General features: G+C 67.8%; 23 protein-coding genes. 10 read left to right on the forward strand and 13 right to left on the reverse strand.

Annotated elements, in window-relative coordinates; genetic code table 11:
* Positions 1–276 precede the first annotated feature (276 nt).
* On the forward strand, positions 277–822 hold the full coding sequence (cpt, locus tag FXN61_RS19005; RefSeq protein WP_312877845.1) for a chloramphenicol phosphotransferase CPT: 546 nt from the start codon (positions 277–279) through the stop codon (positions 820–822).
* On the opposite strand, the gene FXN61_RS19010 is transcribed toward cpt, so the two are convergent.
* The 7 genes from FXN61_RS19010 to FXN61_RS55465 form a co-directional block, all read right to left on the reverse strand.
* Positions 819–1,631 (reverse strand): radical SAM protein, encoded by an 813-nt coding sequence (locus tag FXN61_RS19010; protein WP_167975393.1) that lies wholly within the window; start codon positions 1,629–1,631, stop codon positions 819–821. The two genes, cpt and FXN61_RS19010, sit on opposite strands and share 4 nt — an antisense overlap.
* Before the next feature lie 213 nt (positions 1,632–1,844).
* Positions 1,845–2,213: a heavy metal-responsive transcriptional regulator gene (locus FXN61_RS19015; RefSeq protein ID WP_167975394.1), complete on the reverse strand. Its 369-nt coding sequence runs from the start codon at positions 2,211–2,213 to the stop codon at positions 1,845–1,847.
* Positions 2,214–2,264: 51 nt separating this feature from the next.
* Positions 2,265–2,846, reverse strand: a complete 582-nt coding sequence (locus tag FXN61_RS19020) for a class I SAM-dependent methyltransferase (RefSeq protein WP_167975395.1) — start codon at positions 2,844–2,846, stop codon at positions 2,265–2,267.
* A gap of 65 nt (positions 2,847–2,911) precedes the next feature.
* On the reverse strand, positions 2,912–3,667 hold the full coding sequence (locus FXN61_RS55455; RefSeq protein WP_312877846.1) for an aldehyde dehydrogenase family protein: 756 nt from the start codon (positions 3,665–3,667) through the stop codon (positions 2,912–2,914).
* Positions 3,664–4,413, reverse strand: coding sequence for an aldehyde dehydrogenase family protein (locus FXN61_RS55460; RefSeq protein WP_312877847.1), 750 nt, complete (start codon positions 4,411–4,413; stop codon positions 3,664–3,666). The genes FXN61_RS55455 and FXN61_RS55460 overlap by 4 nt, the downstream gene beginning before the upstream one ends.
* On the reverse strand, positions 4,410–5,237 hold the full coding sequence (locus FXN61_RS19030; RefSeq protein ID WP_167975396.1) for an NAD-dependent epimerase/dehydratase family protein: 828 nt from the start codon (positions 5,235–5,237) through the stop codon (positions 4,410–4,412). Before FXN61_RS19030 ends, FXN61_RS55460 begins: the two co-directional genes overlap by 4 nt.
* Positions 5,238–5,280: 43 nt before the next feature.
* On the reverse strand, positions 5,281–6,069 hold the full coding sequence (locus FXN61_RS55465; protein WP_312877848.1) for an IclR family transcriptional regulator: 789 nt from the start codon (positions 6,067–6,069) through the stop codon (positions 5,281–5,283).
* 162 nt (positions 6,070–6,231) lie between these two features.
* Between FXN61_RS55465 and FXN61_RS19040 the strand changes: the two genes are divergently transcribed.
* From FXN61_RS19040 to FXN61_RS19080, 9 genes are all read left to right on the forward strand, one after another.
* Positions 6,232–7,509 carry an ABC transporter substrate-binding protein gene (locus FXN61_RS19040; RefSeq protein ID WP_223165510.1) on the forward strand — a complete coding sequence of 426 codons (1,278 nt, stop codon included), beginning with the start codon at positions 6,232–6,234 and terminating at the stop codon, positions 7,507–7,509.
* 77 nt (positions 7,510–7,586) lie between these two features.
* Entirely contained in the window at positions 7,587–8,477 is an 891-nt protein-coding gene (locus FXN61_RS19045) for a carbohydrate ABC transporter permease (RefSeq protein ID WP_223165511.1), read from the forward strand.
* Positions 8,474–9,352, forward strand: coding sequence for a carbohydrate ABC transporter permease (locus FXN61_RS19050; protein WP_167975398.1), 879 nt, complete (start codon positions 8,474–8,476; stop codon positions 9,350–9,352). The genes FXN61_RS19045 and FXN61_RS19050 overlap by 4 nt, the downstream gene beginning before the upstream one ends.
* A 9-nt stretch (positions 9,353–9,361) precedes the next feature.
* Positions 9,362–10,264: a 5-dehydro-4-deoxyglucarate dehydratase gene (locus FXN61_RS19055; protein ID WP_167975399.1), complete on the forward strand. Its 903-nt coding sequence runs from the start codon at positions 9,362–9,364 to the stop codon at positions 10,262–10,264.
* 11 nt (positions 10,265–10,275) lie between these two features.
* Entirely contained in the window at positions 10,276–11,535 is a 1,260-nt protein-coding gene (locus FXN61_RS19060; RefSeq protein WP_223165513.1) for a glucarate dehydratase family protein, read from the forward strand.
* Positions 11,532–12,659 (forward strand): hypothetical protein, encoded by a 1,128-nt coding sequence (locus tag FXN61_RS19065; RefSeq protein ID WP_312877849.1) that lies wholly within the window; start codon positions 11,532–11,534, stop codon positions 12,657–12,659. Before FXN61_RS19060 ends, FXN61_RS19065 begins: the two co-directional genes overlap by 4 nt.
* Positions 12,660–12,712: 53 nt before the next feature.
* Positions 12,713–13,183: a hypothetical protein gene (locus tag FXN61_RS19070; RefSeq protein ID WP_167975402.1), complete on the forward strand. Its 471-nt coding sequence runs from the start codon at positions 12,713–12,715 to the stop codon at positions 13,181–13,183.
* Between the two features lie 96 nt (positions 13,184–13,279).
* On the forward strand, positions 13,280–13,807 hold the full coding sequence (locus tag FXN61_RS19075; protein WP_167975403.1) for a hypothetical protein: 528 nt from the start codon (positions 13,280–13,282) through the stop codon (positions 13,805–13,807).
* 3 nt (positions 13,808–13,810) lie between these two features.
* Positions 13,811–14,608: an alpha/beta fold hydrolase gene (locus tag FXN61_RS19080; protein WP_167975404.1), complete on the forward strand. Its 798-nt coding sequence runs from the start codon at positions 13,811–13,813 to the stop codon at positions 14,606–14,608.
* 134 nt (positions 14,609–14,742) lie between these two features.
* Here FXN61_RS19080 and FXN61_RS19085 read toward each other — a convergent pair whose 3' ends face one another.
* The 6 genes from FXN61_RS19085 to FXN61_RS19110 all read right to left on the reverse strand — a co-directional run.
* On the reverse strand, positions 14,743–15,087 hold the full coding sequence (locus FXN61_RS19085; RefSeq protein WP_246291740.1) for a VOC family protein: 345 nt from the start codon (positions 15,085–15,087) through the stop codon (positions 14,743–14,745).
* A gap of 87 nt (positions 15,088–15,174) precedes the next feature.
* A complete protein-coding gene (locus FXN61_RS19090; RefSeq protein ID WP_376770681.1) occupies positions 15,175–16,839 on the reverse strand; it encodes a fumarate hydratase in 1,665 nt (554 codons plus the stop codon).
* A 230-nt stretch (positions 16,840–17,069) separates the two neighbouring features.
* Positions 17,070–18,056: a sigma-70 family RNA polymerase sigma factor gene (locus FXN61_RS19095; RefSeq protein WP_167975407.1), complete on the reverse strand. Its 987-nt coding sequence runs from the start codon at positions 18,054–18,056 to the stop codon at positions 17,070–17,072.
* Between the two features lie 261 nt (positions 18,057–18,317).
* Positions 18,318–18,743, reverse strand: coding sequence for a D-aminoacyl-tRNA deacylase (dtd, locus tag FXN61_RS19100; protein WP_167975408.1), 426 nt, complete (start codon positions 18,741–18,743; stop codon positions 18,318–18,320).
* Positions 18,740–20,194, reverse strand: coding sequence for a DUF7782 domain-containing protein (locus FXN61_RS19105; RefSeq protein WP_167975409.1), 1,455 nt, complete (start codon positions 20,192–20,194; stop codon positions 18,740–18,742). The genes dtd and FXN61_RS19105 overlap by 4 nt, the downstream gene beginning before the upstream one ends.
* A gap of 28 nt (positions 20,195–20,222) precedes the next feature.
* On the reverse strand, positions 20,223–20,832 hold a 610-nt coding region (locus FXN61_RS19110; protein WP_167975410.1), incomplete at its 5' end, for a PucR family transcriptional regulator.

Here is a 20,832-nt window from a genome sequence, read left to right on the forward strand (position 1 = left end):
CGGACACCGATGGGCCGCTTCGCGCACAGGTGCGCAGGGGCCACGATCTTGCGGCACATGCGATTCGACTGATCTTTGCAATGAGTCTTTTGACTTCGTCCGCAAACGTCTTTTGCATCCGGATGGGTCCGGCGCGGCGATATATCAGTGGCGGAGGACCTCTGACGTGCCCCTTAGCAATGAGTCTTTTGACGGCGTCGTCAAAAGACTCATTGCTAAGGGTGTGAGCGGCGAAATGGATCGTGGGGCGGGCGGGGGCGTGGGTACGGTCGGGCGGTGTCCACGACTGTGCAGGTGATCGTTCTCAACGGCGGGTCCAGCTCCGGCAAGTCGGGGATCGCGCGGTGTTTGCAGGCGGTGTTGCCGGAAGCCTGGCTGGCGATCGGCGTCGACACGTTGATCGACGTGATGCCCGCCCGGTTGCGGCTCGGGTCGGAGGGGATCGGGTTCGCGGCGGACGGTGAGGTCACCGTCGGGGTGGAGTTCCGGCTGCTCGAGGACGCGTGGATGGAAGGGGTCGCCGCGATGGTGCGCGCCGGGGCACGGGTGATCGTGGACGACGTGTTCCTCGGCGGACCCGAGTCGCGGCAGCGGTGGGAGAAAGTCCTGGACGGGCTGGACGTGCTGTGGGTTGGCGTGCGGTGCGATGCCGCTGTCGCCGCGGGCCGGGAGCTCGCCCGCGGCGATCGGGTTTCCGGGATGGCCGAGGTTCAGGCCGATCTGGTGCATCGCGGGATGACCTACGACGTCGAGGTCGACACCGCGCGGGCCGAGGCGATCGAGTGTGCGAAGGCGATCGCCGAGAGGATCAAGAGCCCTTAAGGGCGGGGTGGGTCGTTCGGGGCGCAGGAGCCGCCGCCCTGTGGCCAGCACGAAGGACCCGCGTTGATCGGCGAAGTGAGCCTCGCTGCCGACAGGATCGTCGCAAGATCCGTATCCAATATATTGCCCAGGGCCATCCAGCGGGCGAACACGCACGGCCAGACCTCGCCCGACGATGAGACGGCTACGGCGCCGTGGCCGCAGCGGCCGCACAGCTGGTCAGGACCGGGCGAAGCGTTTGCGCCGCGGCCGATACCACGAACGCGATCGATGCCGACGTTGGAAACGCCAAGCCGCGAAAGTTCGGACTGGGCCGCGCGGGTGCGCTGCCGGCCGATGCGGTTCGACGAGCTGACATCGATGACGCCGGCGCGCAGCGGGATCTCGCGGTTGAGAGCCTCGGCGATGTTGGCCCTGGTGCGGTCGTGGCTGCCGCGCCGGCGGGTGATGGCCTCGTGCTGGGCGGCGGTGTCGGAGTAGTAGCTCGTGGCCAGGCGCACGCCGGGACGGGAGAAGGCGTCCCAAAGGCGCGGGCCGACGTGCACGAGATTGCTGAAGACTTCGACCGTGAGGCCGGTGGACAGTGCGCGGTCCACGAACTCGGGCAAATCGGGATGCAATGTCGGCTCGCCGCCGATGAACTGAACCGAGCGGGCGCCGAGTTCGGCGACCTCGTCGATCACCCGGAACCAATCTTGAGCTCTCAGCACGCCCTCGTTGCCGTGCGGTCCGGAGTCCGCGTAGCAGTGCGTGCAGCTCAGCTGACATTTGCCGGTGATCTCAAGCCATGCGAAACGCAGGTCGGTCATGTCCCGCTCCCCTGGACGTCGCCGTGCGATGACCATCTTGCCCCTGCGAGCCGCAAATGGAGCTGTCGAATTCATTTGAACATCAGTCTGATGTTGGACTGGTGACATGTTTCCGACACGAATCCGGCGGGCGCCTCGCCGGATTGGTATCGACTGACTAATCAGTCGTCAGTCAGCAGCACTCACAACTGGTGCAGCAGTCGTCCATCCCCTTCACCTCCCCTCCGGCGGGCACCACGGTGGACAGTCGGTCCCGACCATGTCCACCAGGTCAGAACGGAGCCGCGCGAGCCTGGCCATCTCCGTGTCGATCTCGGCGATGTGCCGCCTCAGCAGCTCCTCGGCCGGTTCGCACGGGCACTCGCCGGTGTCGCGGACGGCGAGCAACGACGAGATCTCCCGCAACGTCAGCCCGAGGCGCTGGCAGTCGCGGATGAACCGGATACGGTCGGCAGCCGACGACGGGTACTGCCGATACCCCGACGGGGTGCGCGGCGGCGGCGCGAGCAGTCCCGCGCGCTCGTAGTACCGGACCGTGTCGGGCCGGACTCCGACCTGGCGTGCGAGCTCGGCGACTCTCATGCACCCAACGCTAAACCTGTGAGCGCACTCCAATGTCAATAGGAGCAGGGGTCAAGCGCGCGTCATCACGAAACAGGCGAATCCGCTACCGGGCGCGGGCTCCGGCAGCCGCTCGATGTCGAACGAAGCACCGAACAGCCGCTGCTCGGCACCGACCGGGAGGCCGGGGAACCGTCCACCGCGGCGCTTCCACCAAGGGATCTCGTCGTAGAAGCACCACATCACGAACACCGAACCGGGATGCGACAGCCGATGAACGGTCGCCGCCATCGCGTCCTGCGCGGGCCCGCGCATGTCGTCCAGCACGCTGTAGTCGACGAGCAGGTCGAACGTCCCGGTGACACCGGGAATCGAGGTGGCGGTCAGATCTCCGGCCACCCACGAGATCGACAACGAGGAAGGCGTCGAGCGCCGGGCCTTCTCCAGACCGACGGGAGAGTAGTCCACGCCCGTCACGTCGAACCCGTGCGCCGCAAGGAAGATCGAGTTCGCCCCGCTGCCACAGCCGAGGTCGATCGCGCGACCGGGCGGCACACGCCCCGACGTCACCAGCCGCGCGAGCTCGGACCGCGGCCCCGCCTCCCACGGCGCCCAGGTCCGGTACATGAAGTCGTAAGCGCGACGACCGACCATGACAGGCCTCCCAACGAAAGCGGGGCCACCGACGTTACGTCAGCAGCCCCGCTCACCAAAGCAACTCAGTGCACGCCCAGCGCGCCGTCCACCCTGCGCGGGATGCCCAGCGGGTTCGCGTCCTGCAGTTCCGCCGGCAGCAACGCGTCCGGCCACGACTGGTACGTCACCGGAGCGATCCAGCGGCGGATCGACGTGGCACCCACCGACGTGTGCAGCGGGTTCGTCGTCGACGGCCACGGACCGCCGTGGTGCTGGCCCCACGCCACCGCGACACCGGTCGGCCAGGCGTTGAAGATCAACCGGCCCGCGACGCGACGCAGGATCTCCGCGATCTCACCGGCCTCCGCGTGGTCCGACTCGGCGGCGTGCACCGTGCCGGTCAGCGTGCCCGGCAGCTTCGCCAGCACCGAGTGCAGTTCGGACGGCGACGAGTACGTCACGACCAGAGCGGCCGGACCGAAGTGCTCCTCGGTCAGCTTCTCGAGGTTCTCCTCGAACACCGACACCGGCACGCTGAACAGGCGCGGCGACACCGCCCACGCCTCGTCCGGCCGGGTACCCGTGGACACCACGGTCACCAGGTCCGACGCCGCCAGCGCGTCCGTCGAAGCCGTGTAGGAGTCGCACATCCGCTCGTTCAGCATCGCGCCACCGGCCGTCGCCGCGACCGCCTCGCCCAGCGCGGGCACCAGCGAAGGCGGCGCGAAGACCAGACCGGGGTTCGTGCAGAACTGCCCGACTCCCATCGTCAGCGACTGCGCGAATCCGGCGGCGATATCGGCCGTGGCCGCGCCAGGCAGGATCACCGTCGGGTTCACGCTGCCCAGTTCGCCGTAGAACGGGATCGGGTCCGGCCGCCCTGCGCCAGGTCGAACAGCGCGCGGCCGCCACCGGTCGACCCGGTGAAGCCGACCGCGCGAACGACCGGGTGCTGCACCAGCGCGACACCCGACTCGGTGCCGTAAACGATGCCGAACACACCTTCGGGCGCCCCGGCGTCACGAAGAGCGTCGATCACGACCCGCGCGGTCTCGCGCGAGGTCGACGGGTGCGCCGAATGTGCCTTCACCACAACGGAACAACCGGACGCCAGCGCGGAAGCCGTGTCACCACCGGCCACCGAGAACGCGAACGGGAAGTTCGACGCGGAGAACACCGCGACCGTCCCGAGTGGACGGAGGATCCGCCGCAGCACCGGGCGTGGCGGAATGATGTCCGGGTTCGCCGAGTCCAAAGTGGCCTCGACGTAGCTGCCCTCGCGCAGCACCTCCGCGAACAGCCGCAGCTGGTTCGTGGTGCGCTTCAGCTCCGTCGTCAGCCGCGGCACACCGAGAGCCGTCTCGCCGTCCGCGGTCTCGACGAGCAACGAGGACTCGGCGTCCAGCGCGTCCGCGACCTTCTCCAGCACCATAGCGCGGTCCGCCGCCGGAACGACCGACCAAGCAGAGAAGGCGACAGCCGCAGCCGAGGCGATCCGGTCCACCTCGCTGTCGGGGGTCTTCGCAACCGGCTCGCCGAACGGCTCACCGGTGCGCGGGTTGTATCCCTGCACGACGTGGCTCAACGCCCTGCCTCCTTGACTGCCGTGTCGAAATCGGGGCCGCACCAGGCCCCGCCCACGTACTTCGCAGCGTACGACGAGGGATCCAGCTCACCGCCGTGCTGCTCCAGCACCTCGGCGGCGTACACCTCGGAGTCGTCCTGCGGCTCGTAACCCAGCGCGCGGGCCTCGTCGAGCGAGAACCAGCCGCGCTTGTTGTCCGAAACGCCCCACACGATCCGGAATCCCGGCGACGCGACGGAAAGGCACGCCTCGAACAGGCGCGCGCCGTCGTCCGGCGACATCCACGTCGACAGCATCCGCACGTCACGCGGCTTTTCGAAGCACGAACCGATGCGGACCGCGATCACGTCCATGCCGTACCGATCGGCGTACAGCGACCCCAACGCCTCCAGCGCCACCTTGGACACGCCGTAGTAGGTGTCCGGGCGCGGGAAGAGGTAGTCACCAGCCTCACCGTTGGCGCGCTCGACGTAGCCGACGGCGTGGTTCGAACTCGCCAGGACGACGCGGCGGACCCCCTGCCGCCGCGCGGCTTCCAGCACCGTGTGCGTGCCGTCGATGTTGACGCTGAGGATCTTGTCCCACGGTTCCTCGAGGCTGTGGCCGCCGAGGTGGATCACCGCGTCGATGTCCTTCATCGCGGCTTCCATCGCGGCCATGTCGGTCACCGACGCCTGGACGAGCTCGACGTTCTCGCCGTCAGCGGCCGCGGGTAGCTCCGCGATGTCCAGCAGCCGCAGGACGCGGCCCTCCGCCGCGAGGCGAGAACGCATGAGCGTGCCCACCCCGCCACCGGCGCCGGTGATCAGGATTCGTGCGGTCACGGGTTGGACCCCTCCGTCTTGTGCAGGTACTCGGCAAACTCAATCATCGACCGAACTGGCGGAGAAGCTCGGTGATCGTCCGGGCGGCATCCAGCAGAGCGGCGACGACCTGCCGCTCGTGCTCGGGGTCCAGTCTGCCCAGTGGGACCGAGCAACTCATAGCGTCCAGAACGGGGTTTCGATAGGGCAGCGCCACCGCGAAACACCCCAGCCCAGGCGTGTTTTCTTCGCGTTCATGCGCATACCCGACATTCCGGAACCCGGCGAGCTGCTCGTGCAGCGCAGCCCGATCGGTCACGGTGTTGGGGGTCAACAGGGCCAGCTCGTCGGGAAGGATCAGGTCGACCTCCTCCGGCGTGCGCGTCGAGAGCACGGCCTTGCCCAGCGACGTCGAGTGCGCGGGTAGCCGGCGGCCGACGCGCGACACCACGCGCAAGTGGTGCTCGGACTCGCGGCTCGCCAGGTAGACGACGTCCGCGCCGTCCAAACGGGCAAGGTGCACGGTCTCGTTGATGTTCTGGCGGACCTGCTCCATCACGCGGATCGCCGCGCGCACGACAGGGTCGTGGTCCAGGTAGGACGTACCGACCAGCAGCGCGCGCACGCCGATGCCGTACGTGCCCCGGTCCGAGTCGACCTCCACCCAGCCGCGCGCGACCAGCGTCTGCAGCAGCATGTAAAGGCTGGACTTGGGATAGCTGAGCTCGCGGTGCAGCTCGGTGAGCGTCAGCCGGCGGTCCGACGCGGAGAGCACTTCGAGCAGCTCCACCGTCCGGTCCGCGGACTTCACTGCGCCCGGACGAGCTGTGCCCTTGTCGATCGGCGACGCCACCTGGCCTCCTCGAAACCCGTACGCAACACGCCCTTGACACGTTGCTGTGCTGATTCTTACAGTCCTGCATCAGGTTCACAAGTACGACCCCGATTCACATACGTGAAAACGAAGGGCCCGACGATGCGCCGTAGAACTGCCACAACAATCGCGACACTCAGCGTGGCCGCATTGCTTGCCGGTTGTGGAAGTTCGACGCCCGCGGCATCGAACAAGGACCCGAACAAGCCCCTCGAGGTGTGGACCCGTTCGACGGAGGCGACCGCGAAGGTCTACGAGAAGATCTTCAAGTCCTTCACCGAGAAGACCGGTGTGCAGGTCGACTACAAGCCGATCTTCAGCGACTTCGACAAGCAGGTGCAGCAGCGCGCCGCGTCGAAGGACCTCCCGGACGTGGTCATCACCGACACCGGCTCGCTGGGCAACTTCGTCAAGCAGGGCTGGACGACCGAGATCAAGCGCGAGGACATCGCGGGCGGCGCCGACATCGTCGACCGCGCCTGGAACAACGGCAAGGGCGCGGACGGCAAGTACTACGCCATCCCGTACTCGACGCAGGCGATGGTCACGCTGATCCGCAAGGACTGGCGCGAGAAGCTCGGCAAGCCCATCCCGACGACGTGGGAACAGCTCGACGACCTCGCGAAGGCGTTCACTCGCAACGACCCCGACGGCAACGGGCAGAACGACACGTACGGCATGCTCGTGCCGGGCACGGTCGACCGCGGCTACCTCGCCTGGTGGGCGGCCAGCTACATCTGGCAGGGCGGCGGCGACATCCTCGAGGAGGAGGGCAACGGCAAGTTCGCCGTCGGCATCGACTCGCCGGAGTCGACCAAGGCGGTCGAACGGCTGCGCAAGCTCTTCTGCGAGGACAAGGTCATGCAGCCGGGCTCGCTGACGCTGAGCACGAACGACGCGCACCCGCTGTTCGAGTCGGGCAAGAGCGGTATCTACCTGACCGGCCCGTACATGATCGGCCGCTTCGACAAGTCGGTCGGCAAGGACAAGTACGAGGTCATCGCGTCCCCGCGCGGCCCGGCCGGTGCCACGGTCCTGGGCGAGGGCGAGGACATCTACCTGATGGCCGGGTCCGCGAAGACCGCTGACCAGAAGAAGCTCGCCGAGTACCTGATCACGCCAGAGGCGCAGCAGGCCGGCATGAAGGGCGACCCGCAGCCTGTGGTTCGCCTGCCCGTCAACAAGAACGTCGACGTCAACGCGACCTACAACGACCCGCGCTGGGCGACCGTGGCGGGCGTGTACAAGAGCGAGGCGCGGCCGTTCCCGAGCGTCCCGAACTTCACCCCCTTCCGGCAGAAGACGTCGGAGACCCTGAACTCCATCTTCGCGAAGTGCCCTGCCGACTCCTCTGCCGAGCTGAAGTCCCTGGCGGACGCGCTGAAGAAGGAGCTTGAGAACCAGAAGGCGTCGCAGTGACGGCAGTTCAGTCACACAGCGACACCCAAGACGTGGGCTCGACGGCTAGTGGCGGCGGTGCCGTCGAAACCCACCCCGTGAGGCGGCGCCGCCGGCGCCGCCTCACGGGAGCCACCTTCACCCCGTGGCTGTTCCTCTTCCCCGCCGCGCTGATCTTCCTGGTCTTCAAGTTCATCCCGATGGCCGAGGGAATCCGGCTCTCGCTGTTCGAGGTCCGGCCTTTCCTCGGCGACATCTTCGTCGGGTTCAAGAACTACGCCACGATCCTGCAGGACGAGAAGTTCCTGACGGCGAGCTGGCACACCCTGGTCCTGGCCGGTGGGCAGACGCTCGGAGCGATGCTCATCGGCTTCTTCCTGGCGTTGCTGCTGGAAGGCCACGCCAAGTCGCTGTGGTTCGTGCGGTCCGCGGTGTTCCTGCCCGTGGTCGCCGCGACCGCGGTCATCGGTGAGATCTGGCGCCTGTTCTTCTACCCGGCGCCGGAAGGCTTCCTCAACGAGGTCATCTCCTGGGTCGGTCTCGGTCCCTGGGAGTACATCCACAACACGGACACCTCGCTGGTGTCGGTCATGTTCGTCGGCATCTGGAAGCACGCGCCGTACGACATGGTGCTGATCCTCGCCGGGCTCGCGGGCATCGACCGTCAGCAGTACGAGGCCGCCGCGATCGACGGCGCTTCGACGCCGCAACGGATCTGGAACGTCACGCTGCCCGCGTTGCGCCCCGTCATCACGATCCTCCTGACGCTGGCGGCGATCCGCGGCCTGCGCGTCTTCACCGAGGTGTACGTCCTGACCGGCGGTGGTCCCGCCGGATCGACCGACGTGTGGATGACGCGCGTCTACACAACGGCGTTCGAGCAGTCCGAAGCCGGTCTCGCATCGGCTGGTTCGGTGCTGTTGTTCCTGGTTACCTTGGTTCTCACGGTCAGCGTGCAGTGGTACCGCCGGAGGAAGGAGGCGCGATGAGCGTCAACTCGAGCCGCTTCGACAGCGCCCTCGGCTGGTCCACCCGCAAGGACGCGTGGCTCAGCAAGGGCATCCGGGTTCTTTTGAGCGCCCTCGCTGTAATCCTTTTCTGCGGCCCGTTGCTGGTCATCTTCTCCGGTGCGTTCGACCACAACCCGGACCCGACCCAGCTGTCGGTGTTCCCGGACAACCCGTCGCTGATCAACTTCCAGGTGGCGGCGGAGAACAAGATCTGGCACTACCTGATGAACTCGTTGATCATCGCCGGTGGTGCGTTGCTGTTGCAGCTGGCGGTGAGCGTTTTCGCCGCCTACGCGTTGGCGCGCAAGAAGTTCCGCGGTCAGGCCATCGCGTTGTTGGTCATCCTTGCCACGATGATGTTGCCGGAGGAGGTCATCGCGATCCCGCTTTCGCTGGTGATCGGAGACCTACCGCTGGTGCACGTGAGTCTCAAGGGCACCCTGCTCGGCGTCATCCTCCCGTTGGGGGCGTGGGGTTTCTCCATCTTCGTCATGACGGAGTTCATGAAGGAGATCCCCGCCGAACTGGAGGAAGCGGCCAAAGTGGACGGTGCCGGGGAGCTGCGCCTATTCGCGCAGATCATCCTCCCCCTGTGCAAGCCCGCGCTCGGCGTGATCGCCGTGTTCGGCTTCAACATGATTTGGGAGCAGTACCTGCTCCCCCTGATCGTCGCCGCTGACCCCTCCGATTACACGCTCACGGTCGCACTTCTCGCGCTCAGATCCGACGACATGGTCGGGACGGGCATCGTGCTGGCCGGAGCGTTGCTGGCGCTGGTACCGAGCCTGGTCGTGTACCTGTCGCTGCAGAAGTCCTTCCTGCGTGGGATCACCACCGGAGCGATCAAGGGATGAGTGTCTGGTATGCAACTCGATGGTGTGCTGTTCTTTCCGGTGACCCCGTTCGACACCGAGGGGAACATCGCGTACGACGTGCTGGCTGAGCACGTCAAGCACGGTGTCTCCGCCGGGCCGGGCGCGGTGTTCGTCGCCTGCGGCACCGGCGAGTTCCACGCGTTGGAGCTGGGCGAGTTCGAGCGTGCGGTGTCGGTCGCGGTCGAGGCGACCGCGGGCAAGATGCCGGTGTTCGCCGGTGCGGGAGGCTCGGTCGCGGCGACCAAGCAGTTCGTCCAGGCCGCGGAACGCGCGGGGGCCAACGGCATCCTGCTGCTGCCGCCGTACCTGGTGACCAACCCGGCCGCCGGTCTCGTGCGGTTCGTGGCCGAGGTCGCCGGTGCCACCGAGCTGCCGATCATCGTGTACCAGCGCAACAACGCGCGGTTCACGCCGGAGACCGCCGTCGAGGTCGCGTCGATCCCGAACGTCGTGGGCTTCAAGGACGGCATCGGCGACCTCGACCAGATGCAGCGCATCGTGCTGTCGGTTCGTGCCAACGTTGACAAGCCGTTCCAGTTTTTCAACGGCCTGCCGACCGCGGAGATGACTCAGCTCGCGTACCGGGGCATCGGCGTCGAGCTGTACTCGTCGGCGGTGTTCTGCTTCGCGCCGGAGATCTCGCTCGGCTTCTACAACGCCGTGCAGGCCGGTGACACCGAGCTCGTGAACCGCTTTCTTCTCGAGTTCTACAAGCCTCTGGTCGAGCTGCGGGACAAGGTTCCCGGATATGCGGTTGCCCTGGTGAAGGCGGCGGTGCGCGCGAACGGTCTCGACGTCGGTGGCGTGCGGCCACCGCTGATCGACCCGGCCGACGAGCACCTGGCCGCTCTCGACAAGATCATCGCTGCGGGTAAGGCTCTGCTGGCATGAAGACTCCGTCTTTGAAAATCACCGAGATCGTCCTGACGCCGATCGCGTTCCGCGACCCGCCGCTGCTGAACTCGGCCGGCGTGCACGAGCCGTGGGCGCTGCGCACGATCGCCGAGGTGCACACCGACGAAGGCATCTCCGGGCTGGGGGAGACCTACGGCGACCTCGGGCACCTTGAGCGCTCGCGGTCCGTCGTGGACTCGTTGATCGGCCTCGACGTCTTTGCGCTGAACGAGATGCACGCGCGTGTGGCTGGTGCCCTGGGCGGCAAGACGGGCGTGGACAAACACGGGCTGACCGGGAAGATCACGGCGGAGAGCACCGTCGACCGCGTGTACTCGCCCTTCGAGGTCGCGTGCCTGGACATCCAGGGCAAGGTGCTGGGACGTCCGGTGCACGACCTGCTGGGTGGCGCGATCCGTTCGTCCGTGCCGTACTCGGCCTACCTGTTCTACAAGTGGGACGGGCATCCCGGCGCCGAGCCGGACGAATGGGGCGAGGCGATCGACCCCGCCGGCATCGTGGCGCAGGCGCGGAAGATGATCGGTGAGTACGGGTTCGGCTCGATCAAGCTCAAGGGCGGTGTGTTCCCGCCGGAGCAGGAGATCGAGGCGATTCGCGCGCTGCGCGAGGCGTTCCCGGACCACCCGCTGCGGCTGGACCCGAACGCGGCCTGGTCGACGGCGACGTCGTTGAAGGTCGCGGCGGAGCTGGACGGGGTATTGGAGTACCTGGAGGACCCGACGCCGGAGATCTCCGGGATGGCGGAGGTGGCCGCGAAGGCGCCGATGCCGTTGGCCACCAACATGTGCGTGATCGCGTTCGAGCACCTCAAGCCGTCGGTGGAGCAGGACGCCGTGCAGGTGCTCCTGTCCGATCACCACTACTGGGGCGGTCTGCAGCGGTCTCGTCAGCTGGGCATGATCTGCCAGACGTTCGGCATCGGCCTGTCGATGCACTCGAACTCGCATCTGGGCATCTCGCTGGCTGCCATGACGCACCTCGCCGCGGCGACACCGAACCTGAACTACGCGTGCGACACGCATTATCCGTGGAACGCGGCTGACGAGGTTGTGGAGCCGGGCGTGCTGTCCTTTGTGGATGGTGCTGTGCCGGTGCCCACGACGCCGGGTCTCGGCGTGTCGCTGGATCGTGATGCGCTGGCGCGTCTGGCGGAGAACTACGTTCGTTGTGGCATCACCTCGCGTGACGACACGGGCTACATGCAGAAGTTCGACCCGAGCTACGAGAGGAAGCGTCCCCGGTGGTGAAGTCGGTTGTCCACGCCTATCCGTGGGACCTGATCGGTGACCCGGACGCTGTTGCGCGGTACCAGGGGCTCGGCGTCGACGCGATCGCCCTTGCCGCGTCGTACCACACCGTTCGGGCCGCGACGCCGTTGCACCCGCGGCACCGGTTGGTCGACGCTCGGCACGCGGCGTTCTACCTGCCGGTGCGCACCTCGAAGTTCGGCAGGCTGGTGCCCGCGGAACCGTCCTGGATGGACGGTTCCGATTCGTTCGGTGAAGCGGCGGCTTTGGTTCGTGCCGCGGGATTGCCGGTGTACGCGTGGACCGTGCTGACGCACAACTCGCGCCTGGGTGACCTGCACCCGGACGTGACCGTGGTGAACGCGTTCGGGGATCGCTACCCGTACGCGTTGTGCACCGCGCAGCCGGACGTTGTCGAGTACACGTCGGCGCTGGTGTCCGAGGTGCTGGAGCTCGGTGCGCCGGACGGGATCATCCTCGAGGCCTGCGGGCCGCTGGGGTTCTTCCACGGCGGGCACCACGAGAAGACCGATGGCACGGACTGGAACGCGGTGCAGCAGAAGCTGTTGTCGCTGTGCTTCTGCTCGGCCTGCACCGCCCTGTACGCCGACCCGGATGCCCTGCGCGAAGCGGTCCGGGCCGGGATCGATCGCGGGGCGCCCAGCGTGGAGGAAGCGCTGGGCGTGCTCGCGGAAGACGTTCAGGCTGTGCGCACCGGTGTGGTGCGGTCGTTGCGGCAGAAGCTGGTCGGTGAGATTCGTGCTGCCGCGCCCACGGTTCGGATCGGTATGCACGTGACGGCGGATCCCTGGGGTACCGGGCCGTTCGCGACCGTGGCCGGCGGTCTGGATGCGGACGTCGACGTTCTGACGACGATGTGCTGGCCCGGCCCGGATGTCGCCGTGCCTGGGATCGAGGCCCTTCGCGCGGCTGCTCCTGACACGCGGATCGCCGCGTACGTGCTGGGGCTGCCGCCGAAGCCGGCCGACGGCGCGGCGTTGTCGAAGGAGTGGCTGACTTACCTGGACGCGGGGGTGGAGGAGTTCCACCTCTATCACGGCGGGCTGGCGTCCGCCGCTCGCCTGGAAGCGCTGCGCGAGGCGGTCGCGGCCGTTTCCCGGTAACTGTGAAGCGAAGTCACTGCAACCCGTTGTGAGCGCGGTTCCGTCCTCTGAACATGAGGCACATAGGAACCGTAGTTGGCACTGGCGTCCTGCTGCTGGTGATCTCGGCCTGCGGCAGTGCGCAGAACGCGGGCACTGGGGCGGGTGGCGGTCCGACGTTGCCGACCGCCACCTCGCCTTCTGAAGTGCCACCGGGCATCGCGCCCGGAGAGATTCCGCCGGACGGCAAACCGGTGACAAAGCTGGACACCAACGCTTTGTCGTCGGAGTATCCGCGCACCGTGTGGACACAGGGCGACGGGAAGACCGTCGGTGTCATCGCCCAGGAGGGCGGGTGCGGGAAGGCCAGCGCGTCCGTGCTGGAACAGTCGGCTTCCGTCGTGAAGATCGAGCTCGTCGAGACGCTGCCGCTGGACAAGCAGGCGTGCACGATGGACATCCGCTTCCCTCCGCTAACGGTGCAGCTTTCCGAGCCCCTTGGTGAGCGCACGGTCGCGTTGACGTCGCGGCAGGAACAGAAGTAGACCTCCTCCCCACGGTGCCCGGTCGGCATCTGCCCCGCCGGCCGGGCATCTCTTACCTCACCGGGCCTCTTGGCCCGGTTTGCAAGGATGGTGCGCATGAGAAACGCCGTCGTTGCCGTTGCTCTTGCCGTTGTGCTGGCCGGCTGCTCGTCGGGCACGCAGTCCGGCGCGCCCGGAACCGGCTCCTCCAGCGGTGCGCCCACTTCGGGCACGTCCGCGCCCGGTTCGTCCGGCTCTTCCGGAGCGAGCCCCACCTCCGCCCCTGTTCAGCCTCCGGTCTCGATCTCGGAGGAGAAGCCGGTCGTCCCGCCCAACGTCACGCCGGTGCCCAAGGAAAAGGTCGACACGACATCGTTGTCAGACACCTACCGCTCCGAGGCCTACGTCTTCGGCGACGGCCGTGACGTCGAGGTCTTCGGCGTGGGCGGAGGGTGCAAGGAGGCTCGCGCGGAGGTGACCGCCCAGTCCGCCGAGGTCGTCCAGATCACGCTCGTCACGATCACCAAGCAGCCTCCGGGCACGATGTGCACCCAGGAGATCCGCCAGGTGCCGTTGACCGTCCGCCTGGCCGCGCCGCTGGGTGACCGGCGCCTGGTCCTGGAGTCGCGCGAGGAGACCGCCTAATACATGGATCTTCAACTGGGGGAGCGGCTTCTCCACGTCCACGACGTCGGTGAGGGCGTGCCGGTGTTCTGGCACCACGGCACGCCGAACCTCGGCCTGCCTCCGGAACCGCTGTTCCGTCCAGGCGTGCGCTGGGTGTCCTACGACCGTCCCGGCTACGGCGGGTCGACCGCCGTGCCGGATCGGACGGTGGGATCGGCAGCCGCTGATACATCGCATATCGCCGACGCGCTCGGCATCGACCAGTTCGCGGTATTCGGGCACTCCGGCGGCGGACCACACGCCCTCGCGTGCGCCGCCCTGTTGCCCGACCGCGTGACCGCCGTCGTCGCCAGCGCGTCGTTGGCGCCTTTCGGCGCTGACGGTCTCGACTGGTTCGGCGGCATGATCGCTTCGGGTGAGGCGTCGCTGAGAGCGGCGGCCGCCGGTCGTGCAGCGAAGGAAGCGTACGAGGCGTCTGGCGCTGCCTACGACCCTGAGTTCACCAAGGCCGACCTTGCGGCGCTGGACGGCTCGTGGTCGTGGTTCGGCAAGGTCGTCGGCCCGGCGCTGACGAATGGCCCTGGCCCGTTGATCGACGACGACCTCGCCTATGTCACGCCGTGGGGCTTCGACCCTGCCTCCATCCGTGTGCCCACCCTTCTGCTGCACGGCGAACGCGACGGCATGGTTCCGGCGTCGCACAGCCGGTGGCTCGCCTCGCGTATCCCCGGCGCGGAACTCCGCCTGACCCCAGGCGACGGCCATATATCAGTCCTGAACCACGCCCCGGCTGCCCTCGACTGGCTGCTGGCTCGCTGACCGTTCACGCACTTCTCGATCTTCGCGTAACCCGCTGACCTGCCCCTTAGCAATGACTCTTTGGACGTCGTCCGCAAAAGACTCGTTGCAAGGGGCTGGGAAGCAGGTGGGCGGGAGCGAGCCGATATATCAGTTCAGGCGTCGGCGAGGAACTCGATGCGGTTGCCGACGCCGTCGAACGTGTGGAAGCGCAGTCGGCCGGGGATCTCCGCCGGATCGGCCCAGATGACGGGGTGGCCCGCTGCCGCCACCGCCTCGGCGACCTGGGGCAGGTCGACCACGAACGCGGGGTGCGCCTTGCGTGCGGGGCGGAAGTCGTCTTCGACGCCCACGTGCACCTCACCGCCGCCTGGCACCTCGAACCAGCAGCCGCCTCGTGCGGCGAGCAGGGGCGGTTTGGGCAGTTCTCTCCAGCCCAGCACGCCTGTGTAGAAGGCGCGCTGCTTGTCCTCCGCACCTGCTGGGCAGGCGACCTGCATGTGATGAATCAATGAGAAACCCCCGATCAAACAGATACAGGACAAGCGTACTGTTTGATCGGGGGCCTTCGTGGACCAACTGCGGGACTAACGGCGGAAGCTGATCTGCAGGGTCGGTGTGGACGTCTCGGCGAAGAAGTCGTTGCCCTTGTCGTCGACGACGACGAAGGCGGGGAAGTCCTCGACCTCGATCCTCCAGACCGCCTCCATGCCGAGCTCGGGGTACTCGAGGACCTCGACCTTGCGGATGCAGTCCTGCGCCAGCCGCGCCGCCGGGCCGCCGATCGAGCCCAGGTAGAAGCCGCCGTGGGTGTTGCAGGCGGAAGTGACCTGCTTGGAGCGGTTGCCCTTGGCGAGCATCACCAGCGAGCCGCCCGCGGCCTGGAACTGCTCGACGTAGGAGTCCATGCGACCCGCGGTCGTCGGGCCGAACGAACCGGACGCGTAGCCCTCGGGGGTCTTGGCCGGTCCGGCGTAGTAGACCGGGTGGTCCTTGAGGTACTGCGGCATCTCCTCGCCGGCGTCGAGGCGTTCCTTGATCTTGGCGTGGGCGATGTCGCGGGCCACGACCAGTGGACCGGTGAGGGACACGCGGGTCTTCACCGGGAGCTTGGTGAGGACCTCGCGGATCTCCGACATCGGGCGGGTGAGGTCGATGCGGACGACCTCGTCGGACAGGTCCTCGCCCTCCACCTCGGGCAGGAACTGGGCCGGGTCGCGCTCCAGTTGCTCCAGGAACACGCCCTCGGGCGTGATGCGGGCCTTGGCCTGGCGGTCGGCCGAGCACGACACTGCGACGCCGACCGGGAGGGACGCGCCGTGGCGGGGGAGGCGGATGACACGCACGTCGTGGCAGAAGTACTTGCCGCCGAACTGGGCGCCGATGCCGAAGTTCCGGGTGAGTTCGAGAACCTGCTGCTCGAGGTCCTTGTCGCGGAACGCGTGGCCCAGCGCCGAGCCCTCGGTGGGCAGGTTGTCGAGGTAGCGGGCGGAGGCCAGCTTCGCGACCTTGAGGTTCTGCTCGGCGGACAGGCCGCCGACGACGACCGCCAGGTGGTACGGCGGGCATGCGGCGGTGCCGAGGGAGCGGAGCTTCTCGTCCAGGAACGAGGCCAGGCGCTTCGGGTTCAGCACCGCCTTGGTCTCCTGGTAGAGGAACGTCTTGTTCGCACTACCGCCGCCCTTGGCCATGAACAGGAACTCGTACACGGGCTCCTGGCCGGGCTTGTGGAACACCTCGATCTGCGCGGGCAGGTTCGTGGCGGTGTTCTTCTCGTCCCAGAACGTCACCGGCGCCATCTGCGAGTAGCGCAGGTTCAGCTCCTGGTAGGCCTCGAAGACACCACGGGCGAGGGCCTGCTCGTCGTCGCCGCCGGTCAGGACGGTCTCCGAACGCTTGCCCATGATGATCGCCGTGCCGGTGTCCTGGCACATCGGCAGGACACCGCCCGACGAGATGGCCGCGTTGCGAAGCAGGTCCATCGCGACGAAGCGGTCGTTGCCGGACGCCTCGGGGTCGTCGATGATCTTGCGCAGCTGGGCGAGGTGCGACGGGCGCAGCAGGTGCTGGATGTCCCGGATCGCCTCCTTCGCCAGCATCGTCAGCGTCTCGGGGGCGATCTCCAGGAACTTGCGGTCACCGGCCTCGATCAGCTTCACCCCGTCCGACGTGACGAGGCGGTACTCGGTCTCGGTGTCCTTCGCGAGAGGAAGGACATCGGTGTACTCGAAAGTGGTGGGCACGGGGTACACAGCTCCAACGGTGTGCAGTTCGGATCAGAAAACCGTACCGCCATCACAGGGGTGCATTGATGTGATCCCCGACCACCGTGCCCGAACACACGGAAGGCCGGGGCAGCCCCCGGCTGCCCCGACCTTCCTTCGTGTGCGACGACGGGCGTCGCGTGGCTCTGGTAACGCCCGACCGTGCCGTGAGTTGAGTCACAAGTCAATACTGCCGGACGGGTGAGATCCGACCGTGACTACGAGGCGTACGCACGCAGCTTCGCGGCGCGTTCGCCCTGGCGCAGCTTCGACATGACCTCGCGCTCGATCTGCCGCACCCGCTCCCGCGACAGCCCGAACCGCTTGCCGATCTGGTCCAGCGTGCGGGGCTGACCGTCCTCGAGCCCGTAGCGCAGCCGGATCACGGCCTGCTCGCGCGGTTCCAGCGTGGCGAGCACGCGGCGCAGGTCGTCCTGCAGAAGGCCGGAGATGACGGCACTCTCGGCGTCGGTCGCGTCCGAGTCCTCGATGAAGTCACCGAGGGGAGCGTCCTCCTCCGTGCCGACCGGCATGTCCAGCGATACCGGGTCACGCGCGTGGTCGAGCAGGTCGGCGACCTTGTCGACGGACAGGCCCGACTCCTTCGCGAGCTCCTCGGTCGTCGCCTCGCGGCCGAGCGTCTGGTGCAGGTCGCGCTTGATCCGCGCGAGCTTGTTCACCTGCTCGACGAGGTGGACGGGGAGGCGGATGGTGCGGCCCTGGTCGGCCATGCCGCGGGTGATGGCCTGGCGGATCCACCACGTCGCGTAGGTGGAGAACTTGTAGCCCTTGGTGTAGTCGAACTTCTCGACGGCGCGGATCAGACCCAGGTTGCCCTCCTGGATCAGGTCCAGGAACGCCATGCCGCGGCCGGTGTAGCGCTTGGCCAGCGACACGACGAGACGCAGGTTCGCCTCGAGCAGGTGATCCTTGGCGCGGCGGCCGTCGCGGACGAGCTCCCCCATCTCGTCGCGCCGGGTGGGCGTGAGTCGCTTGGCCGTCTCGAGGACGTGCTGCGCGAACACACCGGCCTCGATGCGCTTGGCGAGCTCCACCTCCTCCTCGGCGGTGAGCAGGGCGGTCTTGCCGATTCCGTTCAGGTAGACTCGAACCAGGTCGGCTGCTGGACCCTGGGCGTCGAGCTCATCGACGACGGCGGGCGTGTTCTCTCCGACTTCACGGTCGGAGATCCTCGTGACGGTCATGGATCTCCCTCCCCCTGCTGCGGGCGACGCTGCTGTCGGTCAGGACAGTCGCGCGTGGCGGTCAAGGCGGCGCGGCGCTGCGCCCTGGTTGCCGGTTGCGGCGGGCCCGCTCGGGATCCCATCGCTAGCTGGCTGATACCTGGGTAACGAAGACGATTCCGAATTCGTTCCCGACTTCCTGACCTGAAGACGTCACCGCTGTCACAGCGGTTGCGCGACTAATCTGAGGATTGGCTGAGAACCCTTTAGTCAAGGGGCCGACTAGACCTCGACGAGCACGGTGAACGGGCCGTCGTTCACGCTCCGTACCTTCATCTCGGCCCTGAATCGTCCCGTTTCGACGCGCGCGCCCTTTTGGCGTAGTTCCTGCACGACGGCGTTCACCAACGGTTCCGCGTGCTCGGGCCGCGCGGCCGCCGTCCAGGACGGGCGGCGGCCCTTGCGCGTGTCCCCGTAGAGCGTGAACTGGCTGACGACCAGCAACGGAGCGCCCGTCGACTCACATGACTGCTCGTCGTCGAGGATGCGCAGTCCGTGCAGCTTCTGCGCCATTTTGCGGGCGTGCTCGGCCGTGTCGTCGTGGTGCACACCGAGCAGCACCAGCAATCCGGGTTCGCCGATCGCGCCGACGATCTCCCCTTCGACTTCGACACTCGCCTCTGTGACGCGCGCCACAACCGCTTTCACGCGGGAATCAACATTCCGTGCCGGATGAGATCACGAACGATCGGCAAGGCCGCTTCTGCATCGATTTCCCCGTAAGCGAACTCGAGCAGCGAGAGCAGGTCCTCCAACGGCAGCGCACCCGTGCAACCGGCGATGAGCTTCGCGGTCGCCTCGTCGACCTCGTGCTGCCAGCCGGGCCCGTCGGTGCGGTGCAGCCGTGCGACGACCTTGCGCCAGCCGTCCTCGCTCGGCTCGGACACCTCTTCGAGCAGCACGGTGTCCGCCACCCGGAACCGCCGGCTCAGCAGGTCGGGGTTCGCGCGCAGCCATGCGACGTTGTCGAGCCACCGGGCCGCCTCCGGGCCCAGCGGGTCGTCGTAGGCGTGGCGCAGGTCTTCGCACACGACCTGGGAATGCATCTCGTCGGTGCGCCGCAGCGTCACGTAGCCGAAGCCGACGCCCGCGACCTGGTTCTCCTCGAACCAGTCCAGCCACGCGCTCGCCTTGGCCCGGCCCTCTGGGCTGCGCGGGTCGACGCCCGCGTCCTTGAGCCACGTGCCGACGTACAGAGCGGGCTCGGCGATGTCGCGCTGCACGAACCACGCGTCGATTCCGCCGCGGGGCAGCCAGCTGGAGACGCGTTCCTCCCAGTCCTCGCCCTTGCGGTGCAGCCACGACGCCAGCAGCTGGCCGACGCCGCCCTCGTTGAGGAACGCGGGCAGCTGCCGGATGACGAGCGCCGACGCGTCGTCACCGCCGAGTCCGGAGTCCCGGTAGACGTAGTCCACGCGCGGCGGGCCGACGACGAACGGCGGGTTGCACACGACCTGGTCGAAGCGCCGGTTGCGGACCGGGCCGAACCACTCGCCCTGCAGCGTCTCCACGTCGAGCCCGTTGATGCGGAACGTGCCCTGCGCGAGCCTCAGCGCGCGCTCGGACAGGTCGGTCGCGGTGATGCGTTCGGCGTGCGTGCTGGCGTGCAGTGCCTGGACGCCGCAGCCGGTGCCGAGGTCGAGCAACGTGCCGACCGGCGTGCGCTTGGTCGCGCGGGCCAGGCTGATGGACGCGTGGCCGACGCCGAGCACGTGGTCCTCGGGGACCGCTCCGCCCCGCAGGTCGGAGTCGAGGTCGGCGATGACCCACCAGTTGTCCTCGTACGGACGCACGTCCAGTCCGGCCGTCAACTGGGCCGTCAACACGTCGTTGTTGACGAGGTCGTCGATGTCGGCTCCGTCAAGTGCCTTGCGGACGTCCTGCTCTGGTTCCTGGTCGCCGAGCAGGAACAGGCGGATCAACGTGCCGAGCGTCCCGGCGTCCTTGCTCGCACGGCGGGCGGGCTCCGGCTCGCCCCTGCCGAGTGCGGCGTGGGCCTGCGGGCCGAGCGCGTCGACGACGCCGTCAGCGGTGTAGCCGGCGTTCAGGAAGGCCTCGCGCAGGCGAGCGCAGAGATCAACGGAAAGATCGGGGTGCACGGGTCGACATGCTTTCACGCCGCCTGGTTCACCGCGTGATCCGGAGGGCGATGGCCATCGCGAGACGCTGCTCGGGATCGTCGAGGGGGAGAGGCGTCACCTCGGCCATCTTCTGCATGCGGTACCGCAACGTGTTCGGGTGCACGTTGAGCACTCGCGCCGCCGCCCGCACGTCGCCCTGCGCCGCGAGCCACGCCCTCAACGTCGCCGCATATTGCGTCCCGTACTCAGCGTCGTAACGCAATATATTGGATATCGGCCCGCGCGTCGGGAGACGCCCGGCTTCTGCGACGGCGGCGAGCCGGTGCAACAAAACCTGTGCCCACGCGTCGTCGTATACAACCGGTGCACCGGTTGAGAGAGCGAGGCATTCATCGGCCTCCTGCCGTGACGTCGGCAGCTGCGTCGCCTCGGCCGGACCGCCGATGCCGGCCAGCACGGTGGCCTCGGCCGGCAGCTCGCGGACCAGGGAACGCACCCACTGGACGGCGTCGTCGGCGGCCGGGATGACGGTGTAGAGGACGTTGCCGAACAGCGCGCTCCGCCCAGGCCGCGACCAGCCGAAGCCCGCGGTGGCCCGCTGGAACGCGAGCACCGCCGCACCATGCTCGCCCTCGCCGGCGTGGGCCTGCACCGCG

Origin of the sequence: Lentzea indica (assembly GCF_012184385.1) — a bacterium.
GTDB classification, from domain to species: Bacteria; Actinomycetota; Actinomycetes; order Mycobacteriales; family Pseudonocardiaceae; genus Lentzea; species Lentzea indica.